Origin of the sequence: Streptomyces sp. SID9727 (genome assembly GCF_010550605.1) — a bacterium.
In the GTDB taxonomy this organism is placed as follows: Bacteria; Actinomycetota; Actinomycetes; order Streptomycetales; family Streptomycetaceae; genus Streptomyces.
Window position 1 is genome coordinate 1 of the sequence record NZ_JAAGNI010000071.1, and the last position, 21,617, is coordinate 21,617.

At 72.2% G+C, this 21,617-nt stretch carries 17 protein-coding genes; 13 read left to right on the forward strand and 4 right to left on the reverse strand.

The window, feature by feature from the left end; genetic code table 11:
• Both G3I41_RS04310 and G3I41_RS04315 read left to right on the forward strand, forming a co-directional pair.
• Window positions 1-527, forward strand: a 527-nt coding sequence (locus tag G3I41_RS04310) for a methyltransferase domain-containing protein (protein WP_164398968.1), incomplete at its 5' end; no start/stop codon positions are given.
• Window positions 528-605: 78 nt separating this feature from the next.
• The gene (locus G3I41_RS04315) at window positions 606-1,541 is read left to right on the forward strand and encodes a class I SAM-dependent methyltransferase (RefSeq protein ID WP_164398969.1); all 936 of its coding nucleotides are present in this window, start codon (window positions 606-608) and stop codon (window positions 1,539-1,541) included.
• A gap of 78 nt (window positions 1,542-1,619) precedes the next feature.
• Here G3I41_RS04315 and G3I41_RS04320 read toward each other — a convergent pair whose 3' ends face one another.
• From G3I41_RS04320 to G3I41_RS04330, 3 genes are all read right to left on the reverse strand, one after another.
• The gene (locus G3I41_RS04320) at window positions 1,620-2,456 is read right to left on the reverse strand and encodes an aldo/keto reductase (protein WP_164398970.1); all 837 of its coding nucleotides are present in this window, start codon (window positions 2,454-2,456) and stop codon (window positions 1,620-1,622) included.
• 91 nt (window positions 2,457-2,547) lie between these two features.
• On the reverse strand, window positions 2,548-4,347 hold the full coding sequence (locus G3I41_RS04325) for an AMP-dependent synthetase/ligase (RefSeq protein ID WP_164398971.1): 1,800 nt from the start codon (window positions 4,345-4,347) through the stop codon (window positions 2,548-2,550).
• Between the two features lie 309 nt (window positions 4,348-4,656).
• Entirely contained in the window at window positions 4,657-5,559 is a 903-nt protein-coding gene (locus tag G3I41_RS04330; protein WP_164398972.1) for a LysR substrate-binding domain-containing protein, read from the reverse strand.
• 133 nt (window positions 5,560-5,692) lie between these two features.
• Here G3I41_RS04330 and G3I41_RS04335 point away from each other — a divergent pair, with 133 nt between their 5' ends.
• On the forward strand, window positions 5,693-6,706 hold the full coding sequence (locus tag G3I41_RS04335; protein ID WP_203600195.1) for a bile acid:sodium symporter family protein: 1,014 nt from the start codon (window positions 5,693-5,695) through the stop codon (window positions 6,704-6,706).
• On the opposite strand, the gene fdhD is transcribed toward G3I41_RS04335, so the two are convergent.
• Entirely contained in the window at window positions 6,667-7,539 is an 873-nt protein-coding gene (fdhD, locus tag G3I41_RS04340) for a formate dehydrogenase accessory sulfurtransferase FdhD (protein ID WP_164398974.1), read from the reverse strand. The two genes, G3I41_RS04335 and fdhD, sit on opposite strands and share 40 nt — an antisense overlap.
• A 249-nt stretch (window positions 7,540-7,788) precedes the next feature.
• Here fdhD and G3I41_RS04345 point away from each other — a divergent pair, with 249 nt between their 5' ends.
• The 10 genes from G3I41_RS04345 to G3I41_RS04390 form a co-directional block, all read left to right on the forward strand.
• A complete protein-coding gene (locus G3I41_RS04345; protein ID WP_164398975.1) occupies window positions 7,789-8,739 on the forward strand; it encodes a beta-ketoacyl-ACP synthase III in 951 nt (316 codons plus the stop codon).
• A 148-nt stretch (window positions 8,740-8,887) separates the two neighbouring features.
• Window positions 8,888-10,069 (forward strand): ROK family transcriptional regulator, encoded by a 1,182-nt coding sequence (locus G3I41_RS04350; protein ID WP_164398976.1) that lies wholly within the window; start codon window positions 8,888-8,890, stop codon window positions 10,067-10,069.
• Window positions 10,070-10,137: 68 nt separating this feature from the next.
• Entirely contained in the window at window positions 10,138-11,664 is a 1,527-nt protein-coding gene (locus tag G3I41_RS04355; RefSeq protein ID WP_164398977.1) for a sugar ABC transporter ATP-binding protein, read from the forward strand.
• Window positions 11,661-12,695 carry an ABC transporter permease gene (locus tag G3I41_RS04360; RefSeq protein WP_164398978.1) on the forward strand — a complete coding sequence of 345 codons (1,035 nt, stop codon included), beginning with the start codon at window positions 11,661-11,663 and terminating at the stop codon, window positions 12,693-12,695. Before G3I41_RS04355 ends, G3I41_RS04360 begins: the two co-directional genes overlap by 4 nt.
• Window positions 12,696-12,752: 57 nt before the next feature.
• Window positions 12,753-13,793, forward strand: a complete 1,041-nt coding sequence (locus G3I41_RS04365) for a substrate-binding domain-containing protein (RefSeq protein WP_164398979.1) — start codon at window positions 12,753-12,755, stop codon at window positions 13,791-13,793.
• A gap of 50 nt (window positions 13,794-13,843) precedes the next feature.
• The gene (locus G3I41_RS04370) at window positions 13,844-15,052 is read left to right on the forward strand and encodes a Gfo/Idh/MocA family oxidoreductase (protein ID WP_164398980.1); all 1,209 of its coding nucleotides are present in this window, start codon (window positions 13,844-13,846) and stop codon (window positions 15,050-15,052) included.
• Window positions 15,053-15,065: 13 nt separating this feature from the next.
• Window positions 15,066-16,070: a sugar phosphate isomerase/epimerase family protein gene (locus G3I41_RS04375; RefSeq protein WP_164398981.1), complete on the forward strand. Its 1,005-nt coding sequence runs from the start codon at window positions 15,066-15,068 to the stop codon at window positions 16,068-16,070.
• 326 nt (window positions 16,071-16,396) lie between these two features.
• Complete coding sequence (locus G3I41_RS04380; RefSeq protein WP_164398982.1) at window positions 16,397-20,113, forward strand: ThuA domain-containing protein; 3,717 nt, start codon at window positions 16,397-16,399, stop codon at window positions 20,111-20,113.
• A gap of 106 nt (window positions 20,114-20,219) precedes the next feature.
• The gene (locus tag G3I41_RS04385) at window positions 20,220-21,338 is read left to right on the forward strand and encodes an inositol-3-phosphate synthase (protein WP_164398983.1); all 1,119 of its coding nucleotides are present in this window, start codon (window positions 20,220-20,222) and stop codon (window positions 21,336-21,338) included.
• Window positions 21,335-21,617: UbiA family prenyltransferase (locus G3I41_RS04390; RefSeq protein WP_164398984.1), on the forward strand; the 283-nt coding region annotated here is incomplete at its 3' end. The genes G3I41_RS04385 and G3I41_RS04390, both read left to right, overlap by 4 nt.

A 21,617-nucleotide genomic window follows, 5' to 3' on the forward strand; every position in this document is an offset into this window, starting at 1 on the left:
CCGCCGTCGCCCGGCAGCGCGTCGGCTCCGTCGTGCTCGCGGACGCCCGCCGGCTGCCCCTGCCGGACGCGGCGGTGGACGCGGTCACCGCCGTCTGGCTGCTGCATCTGCTGCGCGAAGCGGGCGCGGTCCGGGCTGTGGTGGCGGAGGCCGCGCGGGTGCTGCGGCCGGGCGGCGTGTTCGTCACCACCGTCGACAAGGACGCCGCGCACGACGTGGGCAGCGACATCGACGAGGTGTTCGCCCCCTGGTCGGCGCCGGCTCCGGCCGACCGGACGGACCTGGTCGTCGCCCATGCGGCGGAGGGCGGCCTCGACGTGGCGGGGGAGGCGTTCTTCACCGGACACGGGCAGGGCCGCTCGCCGGTGAGCGCGGCACGCGGGGTCCGGCGGGGTTACTACGCCTCCCGCCTGGTCCTGCCGGGGAACGCCGCCGACGAACTCGTCCGGAATCTTGCGGCGCTGCCGGACCAGGACCGCAGGCGGGCCGACCCGGAGTACCGGCTGCTGGCCTTCCGGCGCGGGTGACGGGCCCCCCGCCCCCTGCGACTTGCCGGAACGGCAAGCATGTTTGCCTCGACGGTGGTGCGCGCCGACCCTGGTGCCATGAGCAATCACTCCGGCCACGGCCACCGCCACGACGGCCACCAGAGCCTGCACCACGAGCCCTCCGCGCACGGGCACCACCACGGCGGGTCCGAACCCGACTGGGACGTCATGGCCCCGCTCCTGGAGCGCAACGCCGAGCTCAGCAGCGCGCAGTACACCGAGGCGGCCCGCTGGATCGCCGCCCTGCCCACCGCCCCGAAGGTCCGCCGGGTGCTCGACGTCGGCGCCGGCCCCGGGGTGGTCGCCTGCCTGCTCGCCGAGGTCTTCCCGGACGCCGAGGTCGTCGCCGTCGACGGCACCCCCGCCCTCCTCGACCGCACCCGGGACCGGGCGCGCCGGCTCGGCCTGGACGGCCGCGTCACCACCCTGCACGCCACTCTCCCGGAAGAGCTCTCCACCCTGGGCGAGGCCGACCTGATCTGGGCCGGCAACACCCTGCACCACATGGGCGACCAGCGCGCCGTGCTCGCCGGGTTCGGCGGGCTGCTGTGCCCCGGCGGCACCGTCGCCCTGGTCGAGGGCGGGCTCCAGCCCCGGCAGCTCCCGCGCGACCTGGGCTTCGGCAGGCCCGGGATCGAGGCCCGGATGGAGGCGGCCGAGGCGGAGCTCTTCCAGGAGATGCGCGCGGAGCTGCCCGACGCCCGGCGCGAGGTCGAGAACTGGGCGGCCCTGTTCGACGCCGCCGGACTCGCCCCGCAGGGCACCCGCAGCTTCCTGCTCGACCTGCCCGCGCCCCTCGGCGACGCGGCCCGGGAACAGGTCGTCGCGGACTTCACCCGCCGCCGCGAAGGGCTGCGCGACCACCTCGGCGCCGACGACAACGCCGTGCTCGACCGGCTCCTCGACCCGGAGGACCCGGCGTCCCTGTACCGCCGCCCGGACGTCTTCCTGCTCCTGGCCCGCACCCTCCACCTGGGCCGGCGGGACGCCTGAGCCGTCCCCGGACACCAGCGGAACCGCCGCCCCGCTCAGGAAGAAGAGCGGGGCGGCGGTTCCGTGCGGCCGTGGCGATCAGGCGCCGGCGTTGAACTCGCCCGGGTTCGGGCCGAGCCGCTTGCCCTCGTCCAGCGCCGCGAACGCGGCCAGGTCGTCGGCGTCCAGCTCGAAGTCGAACACGTCGATGTTCTCCGCGATCCGCGACGGCGTCACGGACTTCGGGATCACCACGTTGCCCGTCTGGAGGTGCCAGCGGAGCACCGCCTGGGCGGGCGTGCGGTTGTGCTTGCGGGCGACCGCGAGGACCGTCGGGACCTCCAGGAGGCCCTTGCCGGAGCCGAGCGGCGACCACGCCTCGGTGAGGATGCCGTGCTTGGCGTGCAGGGCGCGCGACTCGGCCTGCTGGAGCTGCGGGTGCAGCTCGATCTGGTTGAGCACCGGCACCACGGAGGTCTCACCGAGCAGCCGCTCCAGGTGCTCCGGGAGGAAGTTCGACACACCGATGGCCTTGGCGCGGCCGTCGGCGTAGATCTTCTCGAACGCCCGGTAGGTGTCGACGTACGCGTCCTTGGCCGGCACCGGCCAGTGGATCAGGTACAGGTCGACGTAGTCGAGGCCCAGCTTCTCCAGCGAGGCGTCGAACGCGCGCAGCGTCGAGTCGTAGCCCTGGTCGCTGTTCCACAGCTTGGTGGTCACGAACAGCTCGTCGCGTGCGACACCGGAGGCGGCGATGGCCTTGCCCGTGCCCGCCTCGTTCTGGTAGATCGCGGCGGTGTCGATGCTGCGGTACCCGGACTCGATGGCGGTGGTGACCGCCTTCGTCGCCTCGTCGTCCGGCACCTGCCAGACTCCGAACCCGAGCTGGGGCATCTCGACGCCGTTGTTGAGGGTGAGGGAGGGGACCTGGCTCACGAGCTGAGGATCCTAACGTTGAGGGGTGGGACTCCCAGGGTCAACGATCAAGGACGCCCACGCATTCCCGACCGCCCCGATCCGTTCCTCCTCAGCGGTACAGCGCGTCCACCTCGGCCTCGTACGCCGCCTCGATCGCCTTGCGCTTCAGCTTCAGCGACGGGGTGAGCAGCCCGTGCTGCTCGCTGAACTGGTGCGCCAGGATGCGGAACGTACGGATGGACTCCGCCTGCGAGACCGCGGTGTTCGCCGCCACCACCGCGCGGCGCACCTCCATCTCCAGATCCGGGTCGCGCACCAGCTCGCCCGGCGACAGCGTGCGCCGCCCCTGCATCGTCAGCCAGTGCTCCACGGCCTCCTGGTCGACGGTGACCAGCGCCGCCACGTAGGGCCGGTCGTTGCCGACGACGATGCACTGCGCCACCAGCGGGTGCGCCCGCACCCGCTCCTCCAGGGCGGCCGGCGACACGCTCTTGCCGCCGGACGTCACCAGGATCTCCTTCTTCCGCCCGGTGATCGTCAGATAGCCGTCCTCGTCCAGCGCCCCCAGGTCCCCGGTGGCCAGCCAGCCGTCGTTGAGCACCGAATCGGTCGCCTTCGGGTCACCGAGGTACCCGCCGAAGACATGGCTCCCGTGCACCCACACCTCCCCGTCCTCGGCGATGTGCACCGTGCTGCCGGGGATCGGCTGCCCGACCGTGCCGTACCGGGTGCGCTCCGGCGGATTGGCGGTGGCCGCCGCCGTCGTCTCGGTCAGCCCGTACCCCTCGTACACCGTCACCCCGGCGCCCGCGAAGAACAGGCCGAGCCGGCGCTCCATGCCCGAGCCGCCCGACATGGCGTGCCGGATGCGTCCGCCCATCGCCTCGCGGACCTTCTTGTACACGACCTTGTCGAAGAACTGGTGCTGCATCCGCAGCCCGGCCGAAGGACCGGGGCCGGTGCCGAAGGCCCGGGCCTCCATCGCCTCCGCGTACTTCACCGCGATGTCGACGGCCTTGTCGAACGGCCCCGCCCTGCCCTCCGCCTCCGCCTTGCGCCGGGCCGCGTTGAAGACCTTCTCGAAGATGTACGGCACCGCCAGGATGAAGGTCGGCCGGAAGGACACCAGGTCCGGCATCAGGGCCTTCGCGGACAGCTCCGGCTGGTGCCCCAGCTTGACCCGGCCCCGGATCGCGGTGACCTCCACCATCCGCCCGAAGACGTGCGCCAGCGGCAGGAAGAGCAGCGTCACCGCCTCGTCGCCCGGTCTGGAATGGAAGACCGGTTCCCAGCGCGAGGCCATGGTGTCCGTCTCGAACATGAAGTTGGCGTGCGTGAGGACGCAGCCCTTGGGACGGCCCGTGGTGCCCGAGGTGTAGATGACGGTCGCCACCGACTCCGGGGTCACCGCCCGCCGGTGCCGGTGCACCACCTCGTCCTCGACGTGCGCGCCCGCCTCCACCAGTTCCGCCACCGCGCCCGCGTCCAGCTGCCACAGCCGCTTCAGCCGGGGCAGCCGGTCGATGACCGAGGCCACCGTCATCGCGTGGTCCTCGTGCTCCACCATCACCGCCGACACCTCGGCGTCGTGCAGCATCCACAGCACCTGCTCGGCGGAGGACGTCGGGTAGACCGGCACCGACTGGGCGCCCACCGCCCACAGCGCGAAGTCGAACAGGGTCCACTCGTAGCGGGTACGCGACATCAGGGCGACCCGGTCACCGAACCGCACCCCGTGCGCGATCAGCCCCTTGGCCAGCGCCAGCACCTCGTCGCGGAAGGCGGCCGACGTCACGTCCTGCCAGTTCCCGTCCGCGTCTTTCCGGCCGAGAGCGATCCGGTGCGGCTCCTCGTCCGCATGGTCGAACACGACGTCGGCGAGGCCGCCCACGAGGGGCGCGGCCGCCATGGGGGGGACAGTGAACTCGCGCAATGACCTGCTCCTTGTGGTGCTCCGCACAGCGCCGCGACGCTACCCCACCGGGCGGCGGTCCGGGAGGGTCCGGAGCGGTCCGTACCGCTTGGTATATGCACAGGTCAGGGGCCGAAATCCGGCCAAGTGGGCAAGGCTCGGGCGCGCTTCTGACCATGGAGTAAGCAGCTCGGGCGGGAATCTCCACCGAATCTGTACGCCGCGATCACTGCCGGTGCGGGCGGCTGCGTCCCGGTATGGCGGGTCCGCCGGGCCCCGGCTGCCGCGTCCCCGCCATTCTCCCCCTCACGGGGCCGGGTCATGCCGGTTCACGCCCACGAACCCCGCGGAGCGGATCAGCCGGTCACCGCCCGCCAGGATCGCCGTCGCCAGCGCGTCCGCCGCCTGCTGCGCGACGCCCCGGCGCCTGCCGTGCAGCAGCACGAAGTCCACCGCGCCCAGCTCCGGCAGTCCCGCCCGGACCGGCACCGGTTCCAGGCCGGGCGGCACCAGACCCTGGGTGTGTGCCATCACGCCGAGCCCCGCGTGGGCGGCCGCCACCAGGCCGCTGAGGCTGCCGCTCGTGCACGCGACTCGCCAGGAGCGGCCCTGTTCCTCCAGCACCTCGAGCGCCCGCGCCCGTGTGATGCCCGGCGGCGGGAAGACGACCAGCGGCACCGGACGGTCCGGGTCGAGCCGGAGCCCCGGAGCACCGATCCAGACCAGGGCGTCCTGCCAGACCAGCTGCCCGTGGGTGTCCCCGGCCCGCCGCTTGGCCAGCACCAGATCCAGACGGCCCGCCTCCAGCTGCCGGTGCAGGGTCCCGGACAGCTCCACGGTCAGCTCCAGCTCGACCTCCGGATGGTCGCGCCGGAACGTCTGGAGGATCTCCGGCAGCCGGGTCTGCACGAAGTCCTCCGAGGCGCCGAACCGCAGCCGTCCGCGCAGCCGCGTCCCGGTGAAGTACGCCGACGCCCGCTCGTGCGCCTCCAGGATGGTCCGGGCGAAGCCGAGCATCGCCTCACCGTCCGCCGTGAGATCGACGCGGTGGGTGTCCCGGGCGAACAGCTGCCGCCCGGTCGCGTCCTCCAGCCGCCGCACATGCTGGCTCACCGTGGACTGCCGCACCCCGAGCCGGCGGGCGGCGGCGGTGAAGGAAAGGGTCTGGGCGACGGCCAGGAAGGTGCGCAGCTGCGCGGGGTCGTACATGCCGGCAGGCTATCGCGGATCGTGATGACAGTCAGAGCGGTGTACGGGTTTCCCGATCGGAAGGCGTCCGAGCAGGATGGTTCCCTGGCACGCCCCAGGGCCACCCGGCCCGACCGAGAGAAACGTGGAGCAGATGAGCCGCCACCGCATCCCGCAGCCGCCGTCCTGGCTGCCGGCCGACCCGTACATAGCGGCGCTGATCGGCACCGTCGTCCTCGCGGTGCTGCTGCCGGCCTCCGGCCCGGCCGCCGAGGTGGCCGGCGGGGCCTCCACGGGCGCGGTCGCGCTCCTCTTCTTCCTGTACGGGGCGCGCCTGTCCACGGCCGAGGCGCTGGACGGGCTGCGCCACTGGCGGCTCCACCTGACGGTTCTCGCCTGCACCTTCGTCGTCTTCCCGCTGCTGGGCCTGGCGAGCGCGGGCCTGGTGCCGTACGTCCTGTCGCCGCAGTTGCAGAGCGGCTTCCTCTTCCTGTGCCTCGTCCCCTCGACCATCCAGTCCTCGATCGCCTTCACCTCGATCGCCCGGGGCAACGTCCCCGCCGCGATCTGCGCGGGGTCCTTCTCCTCGATCGCCGGGATCTTCCTCACCCCGCTCCTCGCCGCCGCGCTGATCGGCGGCAGCGGGGGCGGGTTCTCCGGCGACGCCCTGCTCAAGATCGGCGTCCAGCTGCTGCTGCCGTTCGTCGCGGGCCAGCTGCTGCGCCGCCGCATCGGGGGCTTCGTCGCCCGCCACCGCAAGGTCCTCGGCCTGGTCGACCGGGGCTCGATCCTGCTCGTGGTCTACACCGCGTTCAGCGAGGGCATGGTCGCCGGCATCTGGCACCAGGTGACCCCGGCCCGGCTCGGCGCGCTCCTCGGAGTCGAGGCGGTCCTGCTCGCGCTGATGCTCACGGTGACCTGGCACGGCGCGAAGCGCCTCGGCTTCGGCCGGGCGGACCGCGTCGCGATCCAGTTCGCCGGGTCCAAGAAGAGCCTGGCCTCCGGGCTGCCCATGGCCAGCGTCCTGTTCGGCGCCCAGGCGAGCCTGGCGGTGCTGCCGCTGATGCTCTTCCACCAGATGCAGCTGATGGTCTGCGCGGTCATCGCCAAGCGGCGCGCCCGCGACGCTCAGGAGGCGGCGTCGCCGGAGGCCGTATCCGTGGGCTGATCCGCGTCCAGCGCGATGCGGTGCTCTCCCGCGTACACGTTCATCGAGGGCCCCCGCAGGAAGCCGACCAGGGTCAGGCCGGTCTCGGCCGCCAGGTCGACGGCGAGGGAGGAGGGCGCCGAGACGGCCGCCAGTACCGGTATGCCGGCCATCACCGCCTTCTGCGCCAGCTCGAACGAGGCCCGCCCCGACACCAGCAGAATCGACCGGGACAGCGGCAGCCGTCCGTCCGTGAGCGCCCGGCCCACCAGCTTGTCGACCGCGTTGTGCCGCCCCACGTCCTCCCGTACGTCCACCAGCTCCCCGGCCTCCGAGAACAGCGCCGCCGCGTGCAGCCCCCCGGTCCGGTCGAAGACCCGCTGCGCCGCCCGCAGCCGGTCCGGAAGCCCGGCCAGCAGCGCGGGCTCCACCAGCAGCGGGGGAGTGTCGGCGACGGGGTGCCGGGTCGTGGTGCGGACGGCGTCCAGGCTCGCCTTGCCGCACAGCCCGCAGGACGACGTGGTGTAGACGTTGCGCTCCAGCGTGATGTCGGGGACCTCGACGCCCGGCGCTAGCCCGACGTCCACCACGTTGTACGTGTTGACCCCGTCGGCGGTCGCGCCCGCGCAGTACACGATCGACCGCACATCGGCTCGGTCGCCGATCACACCCTCACTGACCAGGAAGCCCGCCGCCAGCGCGAAGTCGTCGCCCGGGGTGCGCATGGTGATGGCGAGCGGCTTCCCGTCCAGCCGGATCTCCAGGGGCTCCTCGGCGACGAGGGTGTCGGGGCGGGTGGAGACGGCCCCGGCCCGGATGCGGATGGTGCGGCGGCGCTCGGTGACCCGTCCCATGACCGTTGGACCCGATTTTCTGTGCGTGCCGGACTGGGGGCGCACCGGCGGTGCGTCCCGACGCTGCCATTGTCCCGCACCGCCCGCGCCGCGCCGCAACCGGAGGGACCGGCCCCGGGCCACCGGCGGCTTGGTGTCGAGCCCTCCAAGCCCGGGCCGGTATTCCTGTGGGATCACCTGCCCCCGTACCGGGCGGTAGCGACCAAGACTGGTTGGTTCCTGACAGATGGAGCGAGGGGACCTTTGTTTATGACCGGCACACGTGTCGTGGCGCTCGGCCACTACCAGCCCGCCAAGGTGCTCACCAACCACGACCTGGCGGCCATGGTCGACACCAGTGACGAGTGGATCACCAGCCGCGTCGGCATCAGGACCCGCCACATCGGCGGCCCCGACGAGCCGGTGGACGAGCTGGCCGCGCACGCCGCCGCCAAGGCCCTCGCCTCGGCCGGTCTCCAGCCGTCCGACATCGACCTGGTGCTGGTCGCCACCTCCACCGCCATCGACCGTTCGCCCAGCATGTCGGCCCGGGTCGCCGCCCGCCTGGGCATGGAGGCGCCCGCGGTCATGGACATCAACGTGGTGTGCTCCGGCTTCACGCACGCCCTCGCCACCGCCGACCACGCCCTGCGGGCCGGCGCCGCCACCCGCGCCCTGGTCATCGGCGCCGACAAGATGGGCGACATCGTCGACTGGACGGATCGTTCCAGCTGCGTGCTGATGGGGGACGGCGCCGGTGCGGCCGTCGTCGTCGCCGACCCGGCGGAGAGCGGACGCCCCGGCATCGGGCCGGTGCTGTGGGGGTCGGTCCCCGGCATGGGGGACGCGGTCCGCATCGAGGGGACGCCGCCGCGCTTCGCGCAGGAGGGCCAGTCGGTCTACCGCTGGGCCACCACCCAGCTGCCCCCCATCGCCCGCAAGGTGTGCGAGAAGGCGGGCCTCACCCCGGAGGACCTGGCCGCGGTCGTCCTGCACCAGGCCAACCTGCGGATCATCGAGCCCGTCGCCCGGAAGATCGGCGCGGTCAACGCCGTCGTGGCGCGCGACGTGATCGACTCCGGCAACACCTCCGCCGCCTCCATCCCGATGGCCCTGTCCAAGCTGGTCGAACGGGGCGAGATCCCCAGCGGTGCGCCGGTCCTCCTCTTCGGCTTCGGCGGCAATCTCAGCTACGCGGGACAGGTGATCAGCTGCCCGTGAGCCGCGGGCGGGCCGGGCCTTTGTCCTCGGAGTGGAGAAAGTTCGCCGGATTCCTGCGCGACTTCTTCCCACTCCCGGCTACCGCTGCTACGTTCCCCTCCCAAGCCCGACGGACAGGCCGACGAGGCGGGAGGGGCGCGTGAGACGTATGACGGCACGACCCGCGAACGCCCACCAGGCGCGACTGCTCCGGCTGTTGCGTGACGGTGGGCCCAACTCCCGGGCGAAACTGGGCGATCAGGTCGACCTCTCGCGGTCCAAACTGGCCGTCGAGGTCGACCGGCTGCTGGAGACCGGACTCGTCGTCGCCGACGGGCTCGCCGCGTCCCGGGGCGGGCGCCGGTCGCACAACATCCGGCTCGCCCCGCACCTGCGCTTCCTCGGCGTCGACATCGGCGCCACCTCCGTCGACGTGGCGGTCACCAACGCGGAGCTGGAGGTCCTGGGCCACCTCAACCACCCCATGGACGTACGTGAAGGCCCCGTCGCGGTCTTCGAACAGGTGCTGTCCATGGCGGCGAAGCTCCGGGACTCCGGGCTCGCCGGCGGCTTCGACGGCGCCGGGATCGGCGTCCCCGGACCGGTCCGCTTCCCCGAGGGCGTCCCCGTCGCGCCCCCGATCATGCCCGGCTGGGACGGCTTCCCGGTCCGCGAGGCGCTCAGCCAGGAGCTGGGCTGCCCGGTCATGGTCGACAACGACGTGAACCTGATGGCCCTGGGGGAGCAGCAGGCGGGCGTGGCCCGTTCCGTGGGCGACTTCCTCTGCGTCAAGATCGGTACCGGCATCGGCTGCGGCATCGTCGTCGGCGGCACCGTCCACCGGGGCGCGACGGGCAGCGCCGGCGACATCGGGCACATCCAGGTCGAACCCGGCGGCCGGCTCTGCGCCTGCGGCAACAAGGGCTGCCTGGAAGCCCACTTCAGCGGCGCCGCGCTCGCCCGGGACGCCGAGGACGCGGCCCGCGCCGGACGGTCCGAGGAACTCGCGGCCCGCCTGGCGGCCTCCGGCCGGCTCACCGCCGCGGACGTGGCCGCCGCCGCGGCCGCCGGGGACGCCGCCTCGCTCGTCCTGATCCGCGAGGGCGGCAACCGCGTCGGCCAGGTCATCGCGGGCCTCGTCAGCTTCTTCAACCCCGCCCTGGTGGTGATCGGCGGCGGGGTGACCGGACTCGGCTACACCCTGCTGGCCGCCGTCCGGGCCCAGGTCTACCGGCGCTCCCTGCCGCTGGCCACCGGCAACCTACCGATCGTCCTGGGCGAGCTGGGACCCGCCGCCGGAGTCACCGGCGCGGCCCGGCTCATCAGCGACCACCTCTTCTCACCCGTCTGACCCGCCCGGCCCGCCCGAACGGCCGGCAGCCGCACACACCCACGCCTCGTCCGCCGAGGGGATTCGTCATGGCTCCGCAACCACCGCTGCTCACCATGTCCGGCATCACCAAGTCCTTCCCCGGTGTCCGCGCCCTCGACGGCGTCGACCTGGAGGTCCAGGCCGGCGAAGTGCACTGCCTCCTCGGTCAGAACGGGGCCGGCAAGTCCACCCTCATCAAGGTCCTGGCCGGCGCCCACCAGCCCGACGAAGGCGAGATCACCTGGCGCGGCGCACCCGTCGAACTCAGGTCGCCGCTCGCCGCGATGCGCCTCGGCATCGCCACGATCTACCAGGAACTCGACCTGGTCCGGGGCCTGTCGGTCGCCGAGAACGTCTTTCTGGGCCACGAGTTAACCAGCGCCGGCTTCGTCGTCCGCTCCCGCCGCGCCCGCGCCGAGGCGGCGGCCCTGCTGGCCCGGCTCGGCCACCCGGAGATCGACCCGGCCCGCCCGGTCGGTGCACTCTCCGCGGCCCAGCAGCAGATCGTCTCCATGGCCCGCGCGCTCTCGCACGACGTACGGCTCATCGTGATGGACGAGCCGTCCGCCGCGCTCGACCCCGACGAGGTCGGCAACCTCTTCCGGATCATCGCCTCGCTCACCGCCGAGGGCGTCGCCGTCGTCTACATCTCGCACCGCCTGGAGGAGATCCGCCGCATCGGCGACCGGGTGACGGTGCTCAAGGACGGCCGGGCCGTCGCCTCCGGGCTGCCCGCCGAGACCACCCCGACGCACGACATCGTGGCCCTGATGACGGGCCGCAAGGTGGAGTACGTCTTCCCGCCCCGCACCCCGCCGCCCGCCGGACGCGCCGATGCCGCCCCCGTGATCACCGTCGAAGGGCTGGCCAGGGACGGTGAGTTCGCCCCGGTCGACCTGGAGGTCAGGCCGGGCGAGATCGTCGGCCTCGCCGGGCTCGTCGGGTCCGGCCGCTCCGAGATCCTGGAGACGGTCTACGGCGCCCGCCGGGCCACCGCCGGACGGGTCACCGTCGACGGGAAGGTGCTGCGGCCCGGGAGCGTGCGCTCCGCCGTCGCCGCCGGCATCGGCCTGGCCCCCGAGGAGCGCAAGGCCCAGGCCCTGCTGATGCTCGAATCCGTCACCCGCAACGTCTCGGTGTCCACCATGTCCCGTTACTCCAGGGCCGGCTGGCTGGACCGCGTCGCGGAGCGCAGGGCGGCGAGCGAGGCCACCCGGACCCTGTCGCTGCACCCCGACAACCCGGACACCCCCGTCCGCACCCTCTCCGGCGGCAACCAGCAGAAGGCGGTGCTGGCCCGCTGGCTGCTGCGCGGCTGCCGGGTCCTGCTGCTGGACGAACCTACCCGCGGCGTGGACGTCGGCGCCCGCGCCGAGCTCTACGCCGTGATCCGCCGGCTGGCCGACGAAGGGCTGGCCGTACTGCTCGTCTCCAGCGAAGTGCCCGAAGTCCTGGGCCTCGCCGACCGGGTGCTCGTCCTGCGCGAGGGACGCGTCGTGCACACCGCCGACGCCACGGAGCTGGACGAGCACCGCGTACTCGACCTCGTGATGGAAGGGAGCCCGACGTCATGACCCACCCCGTTCCCACGGCGCGGCAGAGCGGGCCGGACCAGGGCCCCGCCCCCGTGACCCCGAAGAAGCCCGGCCCCAGGCGCACCCCCGGGCCGCGCCTGGACCTGCACACCCTGTCCCTGCTCGGCATCCTCGCCGTGCTCGTCGCCGTCGGCGGATTCACCGAGCCCGACGCCTTCCTGGACACCGGAAACCTCCAACTCGTCCTGACCCAGGCGTCGGTGATCGGGGTCGTCACCGTCGGCGTGACCTTCGTCATCACCTCGGGCGGCATCGACCTCTCGGTCGGCGCCATGGTCGCCCTGGCCTCCGTCTGGGCGAGCACCCTCGCCACCCAGGAGTACGGGCTCGCGGGCATCCTGTTCACCGCCGTCCTCGTCGGCCTCGGCGCCGGACTGGTCAACGGGGTGCTCATCGCGTACGGGAGGGTGGTGCCGTTCATCGCGACGCTGGCGATGCTCGCCTCGGCGCGCGGGGTCGCCCTCATGATCACCGACGGCAAGACCCAGATCGTCACCGTCGACGCGGTCCTGGACCTGGGGCTCCCGGACTCCTACGTCCTGGGCGTCCCGCCGCTCGTCCTGATCTTCGCCGCGGTCACCGCCGCCGGCTGGCTGCTGCTGAACCGTACGACCTTCGGCCGCCGCACCCTCGCCATCGGCGGCAACGCCGAAGCCGCCCGGCTCGCCGGCATCGACGTCCGCAGGCAGCGGCTCTACCTCTACCTGCTGTCCGGGCTGTGCTGCGGCATCGCGGCCTTCATGCTGATCATCCTGTCCGGCTCCGGCCAGAACACCGCCGGCAACCTCTACGAACTCGACGCCATCGCCGCCGCGATCATCGGCGGCACCCTCCTCAGCGGCGGACGCGGCACGATCACCGGCTCCGTCCTCGGCGTCCTGATCTTCACCACGATCACCAACATCTTCGCGCTCAACAACCTCCAGAGCGACGTCCAGCAGATCGCCAAGGGCGCGATCATCGTCGCCGCGGTCCTCGTCCAGAGCCGCACCGCCCGTACCGAGACCTGACCCGCCCCGGCCCGCTCACCCCCCGCACCCACCCACCGGATGAAGGGTTCCACAGCCATGCCGCAAACCAGTCGCAGAGGGCTCCTGTTCGGCACCGCAGCCGTCTCCGCCGGCGCCTTCCTCACCGCCTGCACCAGCAACGATCCCAAGGAGAAGGACGCGCCCGCGCAGAGCGGGGCGCCCGCCGCCGACGACAAGCCGGGCAAGCCCGTCACCATCGGCTTCGCCGGACCCCAGGCCGACCACGGCTGGCTCAACGCCATCAACGAGAACGCCAGGTCGCGCGCGAAGAAGTACTCCGAAGTCACCCTGGAGACCACCGAGGGGTCCAACGACACCGCCGCCCAGATCGGCCAGGTCAAGACGCTCATCAACAAGAAGGTCGACGTCCTGGTCATCCTGCCCGCCGACGGCAAGGCGCTCACCCAGGTCGGCCTGGAAGCCATGCGCGCGGGCATCCCCGTCATCAACCTGGACCGGGTCTTCGCATCGCCGCAGGCGTACCGCTGCTGGATCGGCGGGGACAACTACGGCATGGGCCTCAACGCCGGCACCTACATCGGCGAACAGCTCAAGGACAAGAAGAACGCCAAGGTGGTCGAGCTCGCCGGGATCGACAACCTGGAGCTCACCAAGCAGCGCAGCAAGGGATTCGCCGACGCGCTGAAGAACTACCCCAACATCGAACTGGTGGCCCGTCAGGCGGCCGATTTCACCGTGGAGTCGGGCCAGGCGAAGATGGCGCAGCTCCTCCAGGCGCAGAAGAAGTTCGACGCCCTGTGGAACCACGACGACGACCAGGGCGTCGGCGCCCTGCGCGCGATCAAGCAGGCCGGCCGCGACGAGTTCCTGATGGTCGGAGGCGCCGGGGCCAAGTCCGCCATGGACGCCATCAAGGCCGGCGACAGCGTCCTGAAGGCCACCGTCCTCTACCCGCCGACCATGGCCGCGTCCGCCATCGACCTGGCCCGCGCCCTCGGCCAGTCGAAGGGCGTCCCCGGCCTCTCCGAGCTGGAGATCCCCACCAGCCTCACCCTGTACTCCGCCGTCGTCACCAAGGACAACGTCGACCAGTACCTGCCGACGGGCTTCAACTGACCCGCCCCGCGACCGTACGTGCCGCACCACCGACGAGGAGGAAGCCCCGGATGGCCCAGAGGGATCAGACGCAGGAGACGGCAGCGCCGCCGACGCTTGGCATCGGCATGGTGGGATACGCGTTCATGGGAGCCGCCCACTCCCAGGGGTGGCGTACCGCGGGACACGTCTTCGACCTGCCGATGCGGCCGGTCCTCGCCGCGGTCTGCGGACGGGACCGCACCGCGGTCCAGGCAGCGGCGGACCGGCACGGCTGGGCCGCCGCCGAGACCGACTGGCGCGCCCTGATCGCCCGCGACGACGTGCAGCTGGTCGACATCTGCACCCCCGGCGACAGCCACGCGGAGATCGCCGTCGCCGCCCTGGAGGCCGGCAAGCACGTCCTCTGCGAGAAGCCGCTCGCCAACACCGTGGCCGAGGCGGAGGCCATGGCGGCGGCGGCCGGGCGCGCCGCCGCCCGGGGCCGGTCCGCCTTCGTCGGCTTCAACTACCGCCGGGTGCCCGCACTCGCCCACGCCCGCCGGCTCATCGCGGAGGGCCGCCTCGGCACCCTGCGCCACGTGCGCGCCGTCTACCTCCAGGACTGGCTGACCGACCCCGCGTCCCCGCTCACCTGGCGCCTCGACAAGGACCGCGCGGGCTCCGGCGCGCTCGGCGACCTCGGGGCCCACGTGGTGGACCTCGCCCAGTACCTCGCGGGAGAGCCGCTGGCCGCGGTGTCGGCGCTGACCGAGACCTTCGTACGCGAACGCCCCCGGCCCGCCGGTCCGTCCGGGGGACTCGGCGGCGGGGCGGCGGCCGGGGACACCGGCCCGGTCACCGTGGACGACGCCGCCGTCTTCACCGGCCGGCTCGCCTCCGGCGCCCTGGCGTCCTTCGAGGTGACCCGGATGGCGGCCGGCCGCAAGAACGCCCTGCGCCTGGAGATCAACGGGGAGCGCGGCTCGCTCGCCTTCGACCTGGAACGCCTCAACGAACTGTCCTTCCACGACCACACCGAACCCGCGGCCACGGCCGGCTTCCGGCGCGTCCTCGTCACCGAGCCCGAGCACCCGTACCTGGAGGCGTGGTGGCCGCCGGGCCACCCCCTCGGCTACGAGCACACCTTCGTCCACCAGGCCCGGGACGTGGTGTGCGCCATCGCCGGAGGCGCCCCGGACGTACCGACGTTCGCGGACGGCCTGCACGTGCAGCGGGTGCTGGCCGCGGTGGAGGAGAGCGCCGCGAAGAACTCCGCCCTCACCCCCGTAACCCCGTAGGAGGTCCCGTCCCATGCCCCGTCCCTTCACCCTCTTCACCGGCCAGTGGGCCGACCTCCCGCTGGAGGAGGTCTGCCGGCACGCCCGCGACTTCGGCTACGACGGCCTCGAACTCGCCTGCTGGGGCGACCACTTCGAGGTGGACAAGGCCCTCGCCGACCCGGCCTACCTGGACGGCCGCCGGGCCCTGCTCGACAAGTACGGCCTGAAGTGCTGGGCGGTCTCCAACCACCTGGTGGGCCAGGCCGTCTGCGACCACCCCATCGACGAACGCCACCAGGGCATCCTGCCCGCCCGCATCTGGGGCGACGGCGAGCCGGAGGGGGTGCGCCGGCGGGCCGCCGAGGAGATCAAGAACACCGCGCGGGCGGCCGCCGCCTTCGGCGTGGACACCGTCATCGGCTTCACCGGCTCCTCCATCTGGCACCTGGTCGCGATGTTCCCGCCGGTCCCGCCGCACATGATCGAGCGCGGCTACGAGGACTTCGCGGAGCGCTGGAACCCGGTCCTGGACGTCTTCGACGCGGAGGGCGTGCGCTTCGCCCACGAGGTGCACCCCAGCGAGATCGCCTACGACTACTGGACCACCCACCGCGCCCTGGAGGCGGTGGATCACCGGCCGGCCTTCGGCCTGAACTTCGACCCGAGCCACTTCGTCTGGCAGGACCTGGACCCGGTCGGCTTCCTGTACGACTTCCGGGACCGGATCTACCACGTGGACTGCAAGGAGGCCCGCAAGCGTCTCGACGGCCGCAACGGCCGCCTCGGCTCCCATCTGCCCTGGGGCGACCCCCGCCGGGGCTGGGACTTCGTCTCGGCCGGCCACGGGGACGTGCCCTGGGAGGACGTGTTCCGGATGCTGCGGTCCATCGGCTACGAGGGCCCCGTGTCGGTGGAGTGGGAGGACGCGGGCATGGACCGGCTGGCGGGCGCCCCGGAGGCGCTGGCATCGCTGAAGCGGTACGACTTCGACCCGCCGAGCGCGTCCTTCGACGCGGCGTTCGGGGGGAGCGACTGAGCCCTTCCGGGGTGCTGCCCCCGGATTCCGGCTCCCCAGGCATCTGATGGGCTCGACCCGTGCCCGGCGGTCCCCGTGCGCCGCCGGGCCGCTCCGCCCTGCCCTCATCCCGCTTTGTCCTGTCCCGGGAAAAAGTCCGGCCACTCTGACCGCGAGGGCTTTCCGTCCTGGACGAACGGGCCTACCGTTCTGGCATGGCCCTGACATAAGCCAGCGTCATTTCCCTGTCACCGGCGTCGCACGGACGCCTGGCTGACCTGCGCGGCAGTCCCCGCGCGAACGGCACGGCACCACCGCCCGCACAACCGGCAACCTCCGGAGGACACGTGCACACACCCCGCAGCGGCAGCCGCACCAGGCGCCGCATCCGAAAATCCCTCGCCCTGTTCACCGGTGGTCTGCTGGCCGCCGCCACGCTCGGCCTGAGCACCGCCTCGGGCACCGCCGCCGCCCACGAGGAGCCCGCGCCCGCGCCGGCCGCCGAGGACTTCCAGCAGGTCACCCTGGCCAAGGGGGCCGCCGAGACCGGCGAGCCCATGTCGCTGGCCGTGCTCCCCGACCGCAGCGTGCTGCACACCTCGCGCAGCGGCGAGCTGCGCATCACCGACAGTGCGGGCAACACCAAGGTCTCCGGCGTCATCCCGGTCTACTCGCACGACGAGGAAGGCCTCCAGGGGATAGGCGTCGACCCGGAGTTCAGCGAGAACCGGGCGATCTACCTCTACTACGCACCTCCGCTGGACACTCCGGCGGGCGACGCGCCCGAGACCGGCACCGCCGCCGACTTCGCCCCCTTCGACGGGGTCAACCGGCTCTCCCGCTTCGTCCTCAACGAGGACGGCACGCTGGATCTCGGCAGCGAGAAGAAGGTCCTCGACGTCCGGACGTCGCGTGGGATGTGCTGCCACGTCGGCGGGGACATCGACTTCGACGCCGACGGCAACCTGTACCTGTCGACCGGCGACGACACCAACCCCTTCGCCTCCGACGGCTTCACGCCCATCGACGAACGCCCGGACCGCAACCCGGCGTTCGACGCCCGCCGCTCCGCGGGCAACAGCAACGACCTGCGCGGCAAGATCCTCCGCATCAAGGTCGCGGACGACGGCTCGTACACCATCCCGGACGGCAACCTCTTCGCGCCGGGGACGGACAGGACCCGTCCCGAGATCTACGCGATGGGCTTCCGCAACCCGTTCCGCTTCTCCGTCGACAAGGCCACCGGCATCGTCTACGTGGGCGACTACGGGCCGGACGCCGGCGCGGCCGACCCCAAGCGGGGGCCCGCGGGGCAGGTCGAGTTCGCCCGGGTCACGAAGGCCGGCAACTTCGGCTGGCCCTATTGCACCGGTGCGAACGACCCGTACATGGACTACGACTTCGCCACCAGGACCTCCGGCGCGGCCTTCGACTGCGCCGCCCCGAAGAACACCTCGCCGCACAACACCGGCCTGGTCGACCTGCCCCCGGCCCAGGCCGCCTGGATCCCGTACGACGGCGGGTCCGTGCCGGAGTTCGGCTCCGGCTCGGAGTCCCCGATGGGCGGACCGGTCTACCACTACGACGCGGACCTCGACTCGCCCGTGAAGTTCCCCGAGGCGTACGACGGGGACTTCTTCGCCGGTGAGTTCGGCCGCCAGTGGATCAAGCGGATCGAGCAGGACGCCGACGGCAAGGTCGAGTCCATCAACGACGTCCCCTGGGCCGGTACCCAGATCATGGACATGGCCTTCGGACCCGACGGGGCGCTGTACGTCCTGGACTACGGCCTCTCCTGGTTCGGCGGCGACGAGAACTCCGCGCTCTACCGCATCGAGAACGCCACCGGAGGACGCTCCCCGATCGCCGAGGCAACGTCCGACAAGACCTCGGGCACCGCGCCCCTGAGGGTGCGGTTCTCCTCCGCCGGCACCACCGACGGCGACGGCGACACCCTCACGTACGCCTGGGACTTCGGCGACGGAGGAACGTCCACGGCGGCGAACCCCACGTACACGTACAAGAAGAACGGCACCTACACCGCCACCGTCACCGCCAAGGACCCCACGGGCCGCACCGGATCGGCCAGCGTGCATGTGACCGTCGGCAACACGGCACCCTCGGTGAAGCTGGAACTCCCGGGCGACGGCCAGCTCTTCACCTTCGGTGACGCCATTCCCTTCAAGGTGACCGTCACCGATCCCGAGGACGGCACGATCGACTGCTCCAAGGTCGAGGTCCGCTTCGTCCTCGGCCACGACAGCCACGGCCACCCCATCACCTCGGAGCACGGCTGCACCGGCACCATCAAGACCGAGATGGACGGCGGGCACGACCCCAACGCCAACATCTTCGGCGTCATCGACGCCTCGTACACCGACGGCGGAGGCGGCGGCCAGGCCGCACTGACCGGTCACGACCAGGCGCAGCTCCAGCCGCGCCACCGCCAGGCCGAGCACTTCTCCGACTCGTCCGGCATCAAGACCTACGACAAGGCGAACGCCGAAGGCGGCAAGACCGTCGGCGACATCGACAACGACGACTGGATCTCCTTCAAGCCGTACATCCTCGGCGACTCCACCAAGCTCACCGCCCGGATCTCCTCCGGCGGCGCGGGCGGATTCCTCGAAGTGCGCACCGGCTCGCCGACCGGAAAGATCCTCGGCTCCGCACCGGTGCCGGTGACCGGCGGCTGGGAGACCTTCCAGGACATCGACGTCCCCCTGCGCGGCGCCCCGAAGAAGGCCACCGAACTCTTCCTGGTGTTCAAGGGCGGCCAGGGCGCGCTCTACGACGTCGACGCCTTCGAGCTCTCCCACACCCCGCCCGACAGGACCGCCAAGCGCGTCCTGGTCTTCTCCAAGACCGCCGGCTTCCGCCACGACGCGATCCCGGAGGGCATCGCCGCGCTGAAGGAACTCGGCAAGGACAGCAACATCACCGTCGACGCCACCGAGGAGGCGGGCCAGTTCACCACCGCCAACCTGGCCCGCTACGACGCCGTCGTCTTCATGTCGACGACCGGTGACGTCCTCAACGCCGACCAGCAGAAGGCCTTCGAGAACTACATCAGGACCGGCGGCGGCTACCTGGGCGTCCACGCCGCCGCCGACACCGAGTACGACTGGGCGTTCTACGGCGGACTCGTCGGCGCCTACTTCTCCGGCCACCCCGCCATCCAGCCCGTCACCGTCCGCGTCGAGGACCACAAGCACCCGGCCACCGCCCACCTGGGCGACGACTGGCAGCGGACCGACGAGCTGTACAACTACCGCACCAACCCGCGCGACAAGGTCAAGGTCCTCGCCACGCTCGACGAGACCACCTACACCGGCGGCACCATGAAGGGCGACCACCCGATCACCTGGTGCCAGACCTACGAGGGAGGCCGCTCCTTCTACACGGGCCTCGGCCACACCAAGGAGTCGTACGCCGACGCGGACTTCCGGAAGCTCCTCCTGGGCGGGATGCGGTACGCCGCCGGCCAGGTCAAGGGCGACTGCAAGCCCAGCACCGGCTACCGGTCGATCTTCAACGGCAAGACGCTCGAAGGCTGGAAGCAGGCAGGCCCCGGAAAGTTCGACGTGGTCGACGGCGAACTGCGCTCCGAAGGCGGCATGGGTCTGCTGAACTACCAGGCCAAGGAGCTGACGTCGTACTCCCTGAAGCTCGACTGGAAGCTGGCGGGCGACGACAACTCCGGTGTCTTCGTCGGCTTCCCGGAGTCCGACGACCCCTGGTCCGCGGTGAACAACGGCTACGAGGTCCAGATCGACGCCTCCGACGCCGTCGACCGCACCACCGGCTCCGTCTACACCTTCAAAGCGGCCGACATCAAGGCACGCGACCGGGTGCTGAGGCCGCCCGGCCAGTGGAACAGCTACGAGATCAAGGTGCGCGGTGAACGGCTCCAGGTCTTCCTCAACGGCGTGAAGATCAACGACTTCACCAACACCGACCCGGTCCGCAGCCTCAAGGACGGCTACATCGGCCTCCAGAACCACGGGGCCGACGACCAGGTGTCCTTCCGCGACATCCAGCTGAAGGAACTGCCCCCGGCGTAGGGCGGCCCCCACCGGCGGCGGGCGCGCCCGCAGGACCGCCCGCCGCCCCCTCCGTACAGCGCCACCGGACCGGCCCAGCCAGGACCCCCAGCCAGGGAGGCAGCACGTGTCAGCAACCGCCGTTCGTACCGGAGTCTGGTTCATCGGAGCACACGGCTCCGTCGCCACCACCGCCACAGCGGGGTGCGCGGCGGTCGCGGCGGGACTCCACCCCGCGGTCGGCATGGTCACCGAGACCGCTCCCTTCGCCGACAGCGGCCTGCCACCCCTCGGCTCCCTCGTCTTCGGCGGCCACGACATCCTGGACAGCCCCCTCCCCAAACGGGCCGAGGCACTGGCCGCGGGGGGAGTGCTCCCGCACGGTCTCCCCCCGGCCGTGCAGGCCGAACTCGGCGCCGCCGAAGCGGAGATACGCATCGGCGGACCGCTGCCCGGCGACACCCGCACCGACGGGGAACTCATCGCCGCGTTCGCCGCCGACCTCATGGACTTCACCCGTCGCAACCACCTGGCCAGGACCGTCGTCGTCAACGTCTCCTCCACCGAGCCCGCGCCCGCCCCCGACGCCGTACGGCTGCCCGCCAGCTCGCTCTACGCGGCCGCCGCGCTCCGGGCCGGCTGCCCGTACGTGAACTTCACCCCCTCCACCGGCCTGGGCGCACCCGCCCTCCGGGACGCCGTCGCCGCTTCCCGTCTGCCGCACGCCGGCCGCGACGGCAAGACGGGCCAGACCCTGCTGCGTTCCGTGCTCGCCCCGATGTTCGTCCAGCGCGCCCTGCCCGTACGGGCCTGGTCCGGGACCAACCTGCTGGGCGGCGGCGACGGGGCCGCGCTCGCCGACCCGGCCGCGGCCGCGGCGAAGAACGCGGGCAAGGAACGCGTCCTCGCCGACACGCTGGGCGCCGCCCCCGAGGGCGAGGTCCACATCGACGACGTCCCGGCACTCGGCGACTGGAAGACCGCCTGGGACCACATCGCCTTCGACGGGTTCCTCGGAACCCGCATGGTGCTCCAGACCACCTGGCAGGGCTGTGACTCCGCGCTGGCCGCGCCCCTGGTCCTCGACCTGGCCCGGCTGCTGGCCCGCGCCCACGAGGTGGGCCTGACCGGCCCCCGGACCGAACTCGGCTTCTACTTCAAGGACCCGGACGGCGGACCGGCCGCGCTCTCCGCGCAGTACCAGGCGCTGCTGGCCTTCGGCGAGCGGCTCCGGGGTGACCGGTGACGGCGCGCGACTGGGCCGAACTCCTGCGGATCTCCGCACTGTTCACCGTCCCCGGTGACGCCCTCGTGGGCGCCGCGGCCACCGGCCGGCGCCCCGACCGCTCCACGGCCCTGGCGATGGGAGCCTCCCTCTGCCTGTACGAGGCCGGCATGGCGCTCAACGACTGGGCCGACCGCGACGAGGACGCCGTCGACCGCCCGCACCGGCCGATCCCCTCGGGCCGGATCACACCCCGCGCGGCCCTCACCGCCGCCGGTGCCCTGACCCTGGCCGGCACGG

Excerpts from the sequence above, each read along its gene's own strand:
- G3I41_RS04330 (WP_164398972.1), bottom strand. The coding sequence starts at position 5,559 with ATGTACGACCCCGCGCAGCTGCGCACCTTCCTGGCCGTCGCCCAGACC.
- G3I41_RS04360 (WP_164398978.1), top strand. The coding sequence starts at position 11,661 with ATGACCCACCCCGTTCCCACGGCGCGGCAGAGCGGGCCGGACCAGGGC.
- G3I41_RS04345 (WP_164398975.1), top strand. The coding sequence starts at position 7,789 with ATGACCGGCACACGTGTCGTGGCGCTCGGCCACTACCAGCCCGCCAAG.
- fdhD (WP_164398974.1), bottom strand. The coding sequence starts at position 7,539 with ATGGGACGGGTCACCGAGCGCCGCCGCACCATCCGCATCCGGGCCGGG.
- G3I41_RS04365 (WP_164398979.1), top strand. The coding sequence starts at position 12,753 with ATGCCGCAAACCAGTCGCAGAGGGCTCCTGTTCGGCACCGCAGCCGTC.
- G3I41_RS04355 (WP_164398977.1), top strand. The coding sequence starts at position 10,138 with ATGGCTCCGCAACCACCGCTGCTCACCATGTCCGGCATCACCAAGTCC.
- G3I41_RS04370 (WP_164398980.1), top strand. The coding sequence starts at position 13,844 with ATGGCCCAGAGGGATCAGACGCAGGAGACGGCAGCGCCGCCGACGCTT.
- G3I41_RS04375 (WP_164398981.1), top strand. The coding sequence starts at position 15,066 with ATGCCCCGTCCCTTCACCCTCTTCACCGGCCAGTGGGCCGACCTCCCG.
- G3I41_RS04315 (WP_164398969.1), top strand. The coding sequence starts at position 606 with ATGAGCAATCACTCCGGCCACGGCCACCGCCACGACGGCCACCAGAGC.
- G3I41_RS04350 (WP_164398976.1), top strand. The coding sequence starts at position 8,888 with ATGACGGCACGACCCGCGAACGCCCACCAGGCGCGACTGCTCCGGCTG.
- G3I41_RS04325 (WP_164398971.1), bottom strand. The coding sequence starts at position 4,347 with ATGGCGGCCGCGCCCCTCGTGGGCGGCCTCGCCGACGTCGTGTTCGAC.
- G3I41_RS04335 (WP_203600195.1), top strand. The coding sequence starts at position 5,693 with ATGAGCCGCCACCGCATCCCGCAGCCGCCGTCCTGGCTGCCGGCCGAC.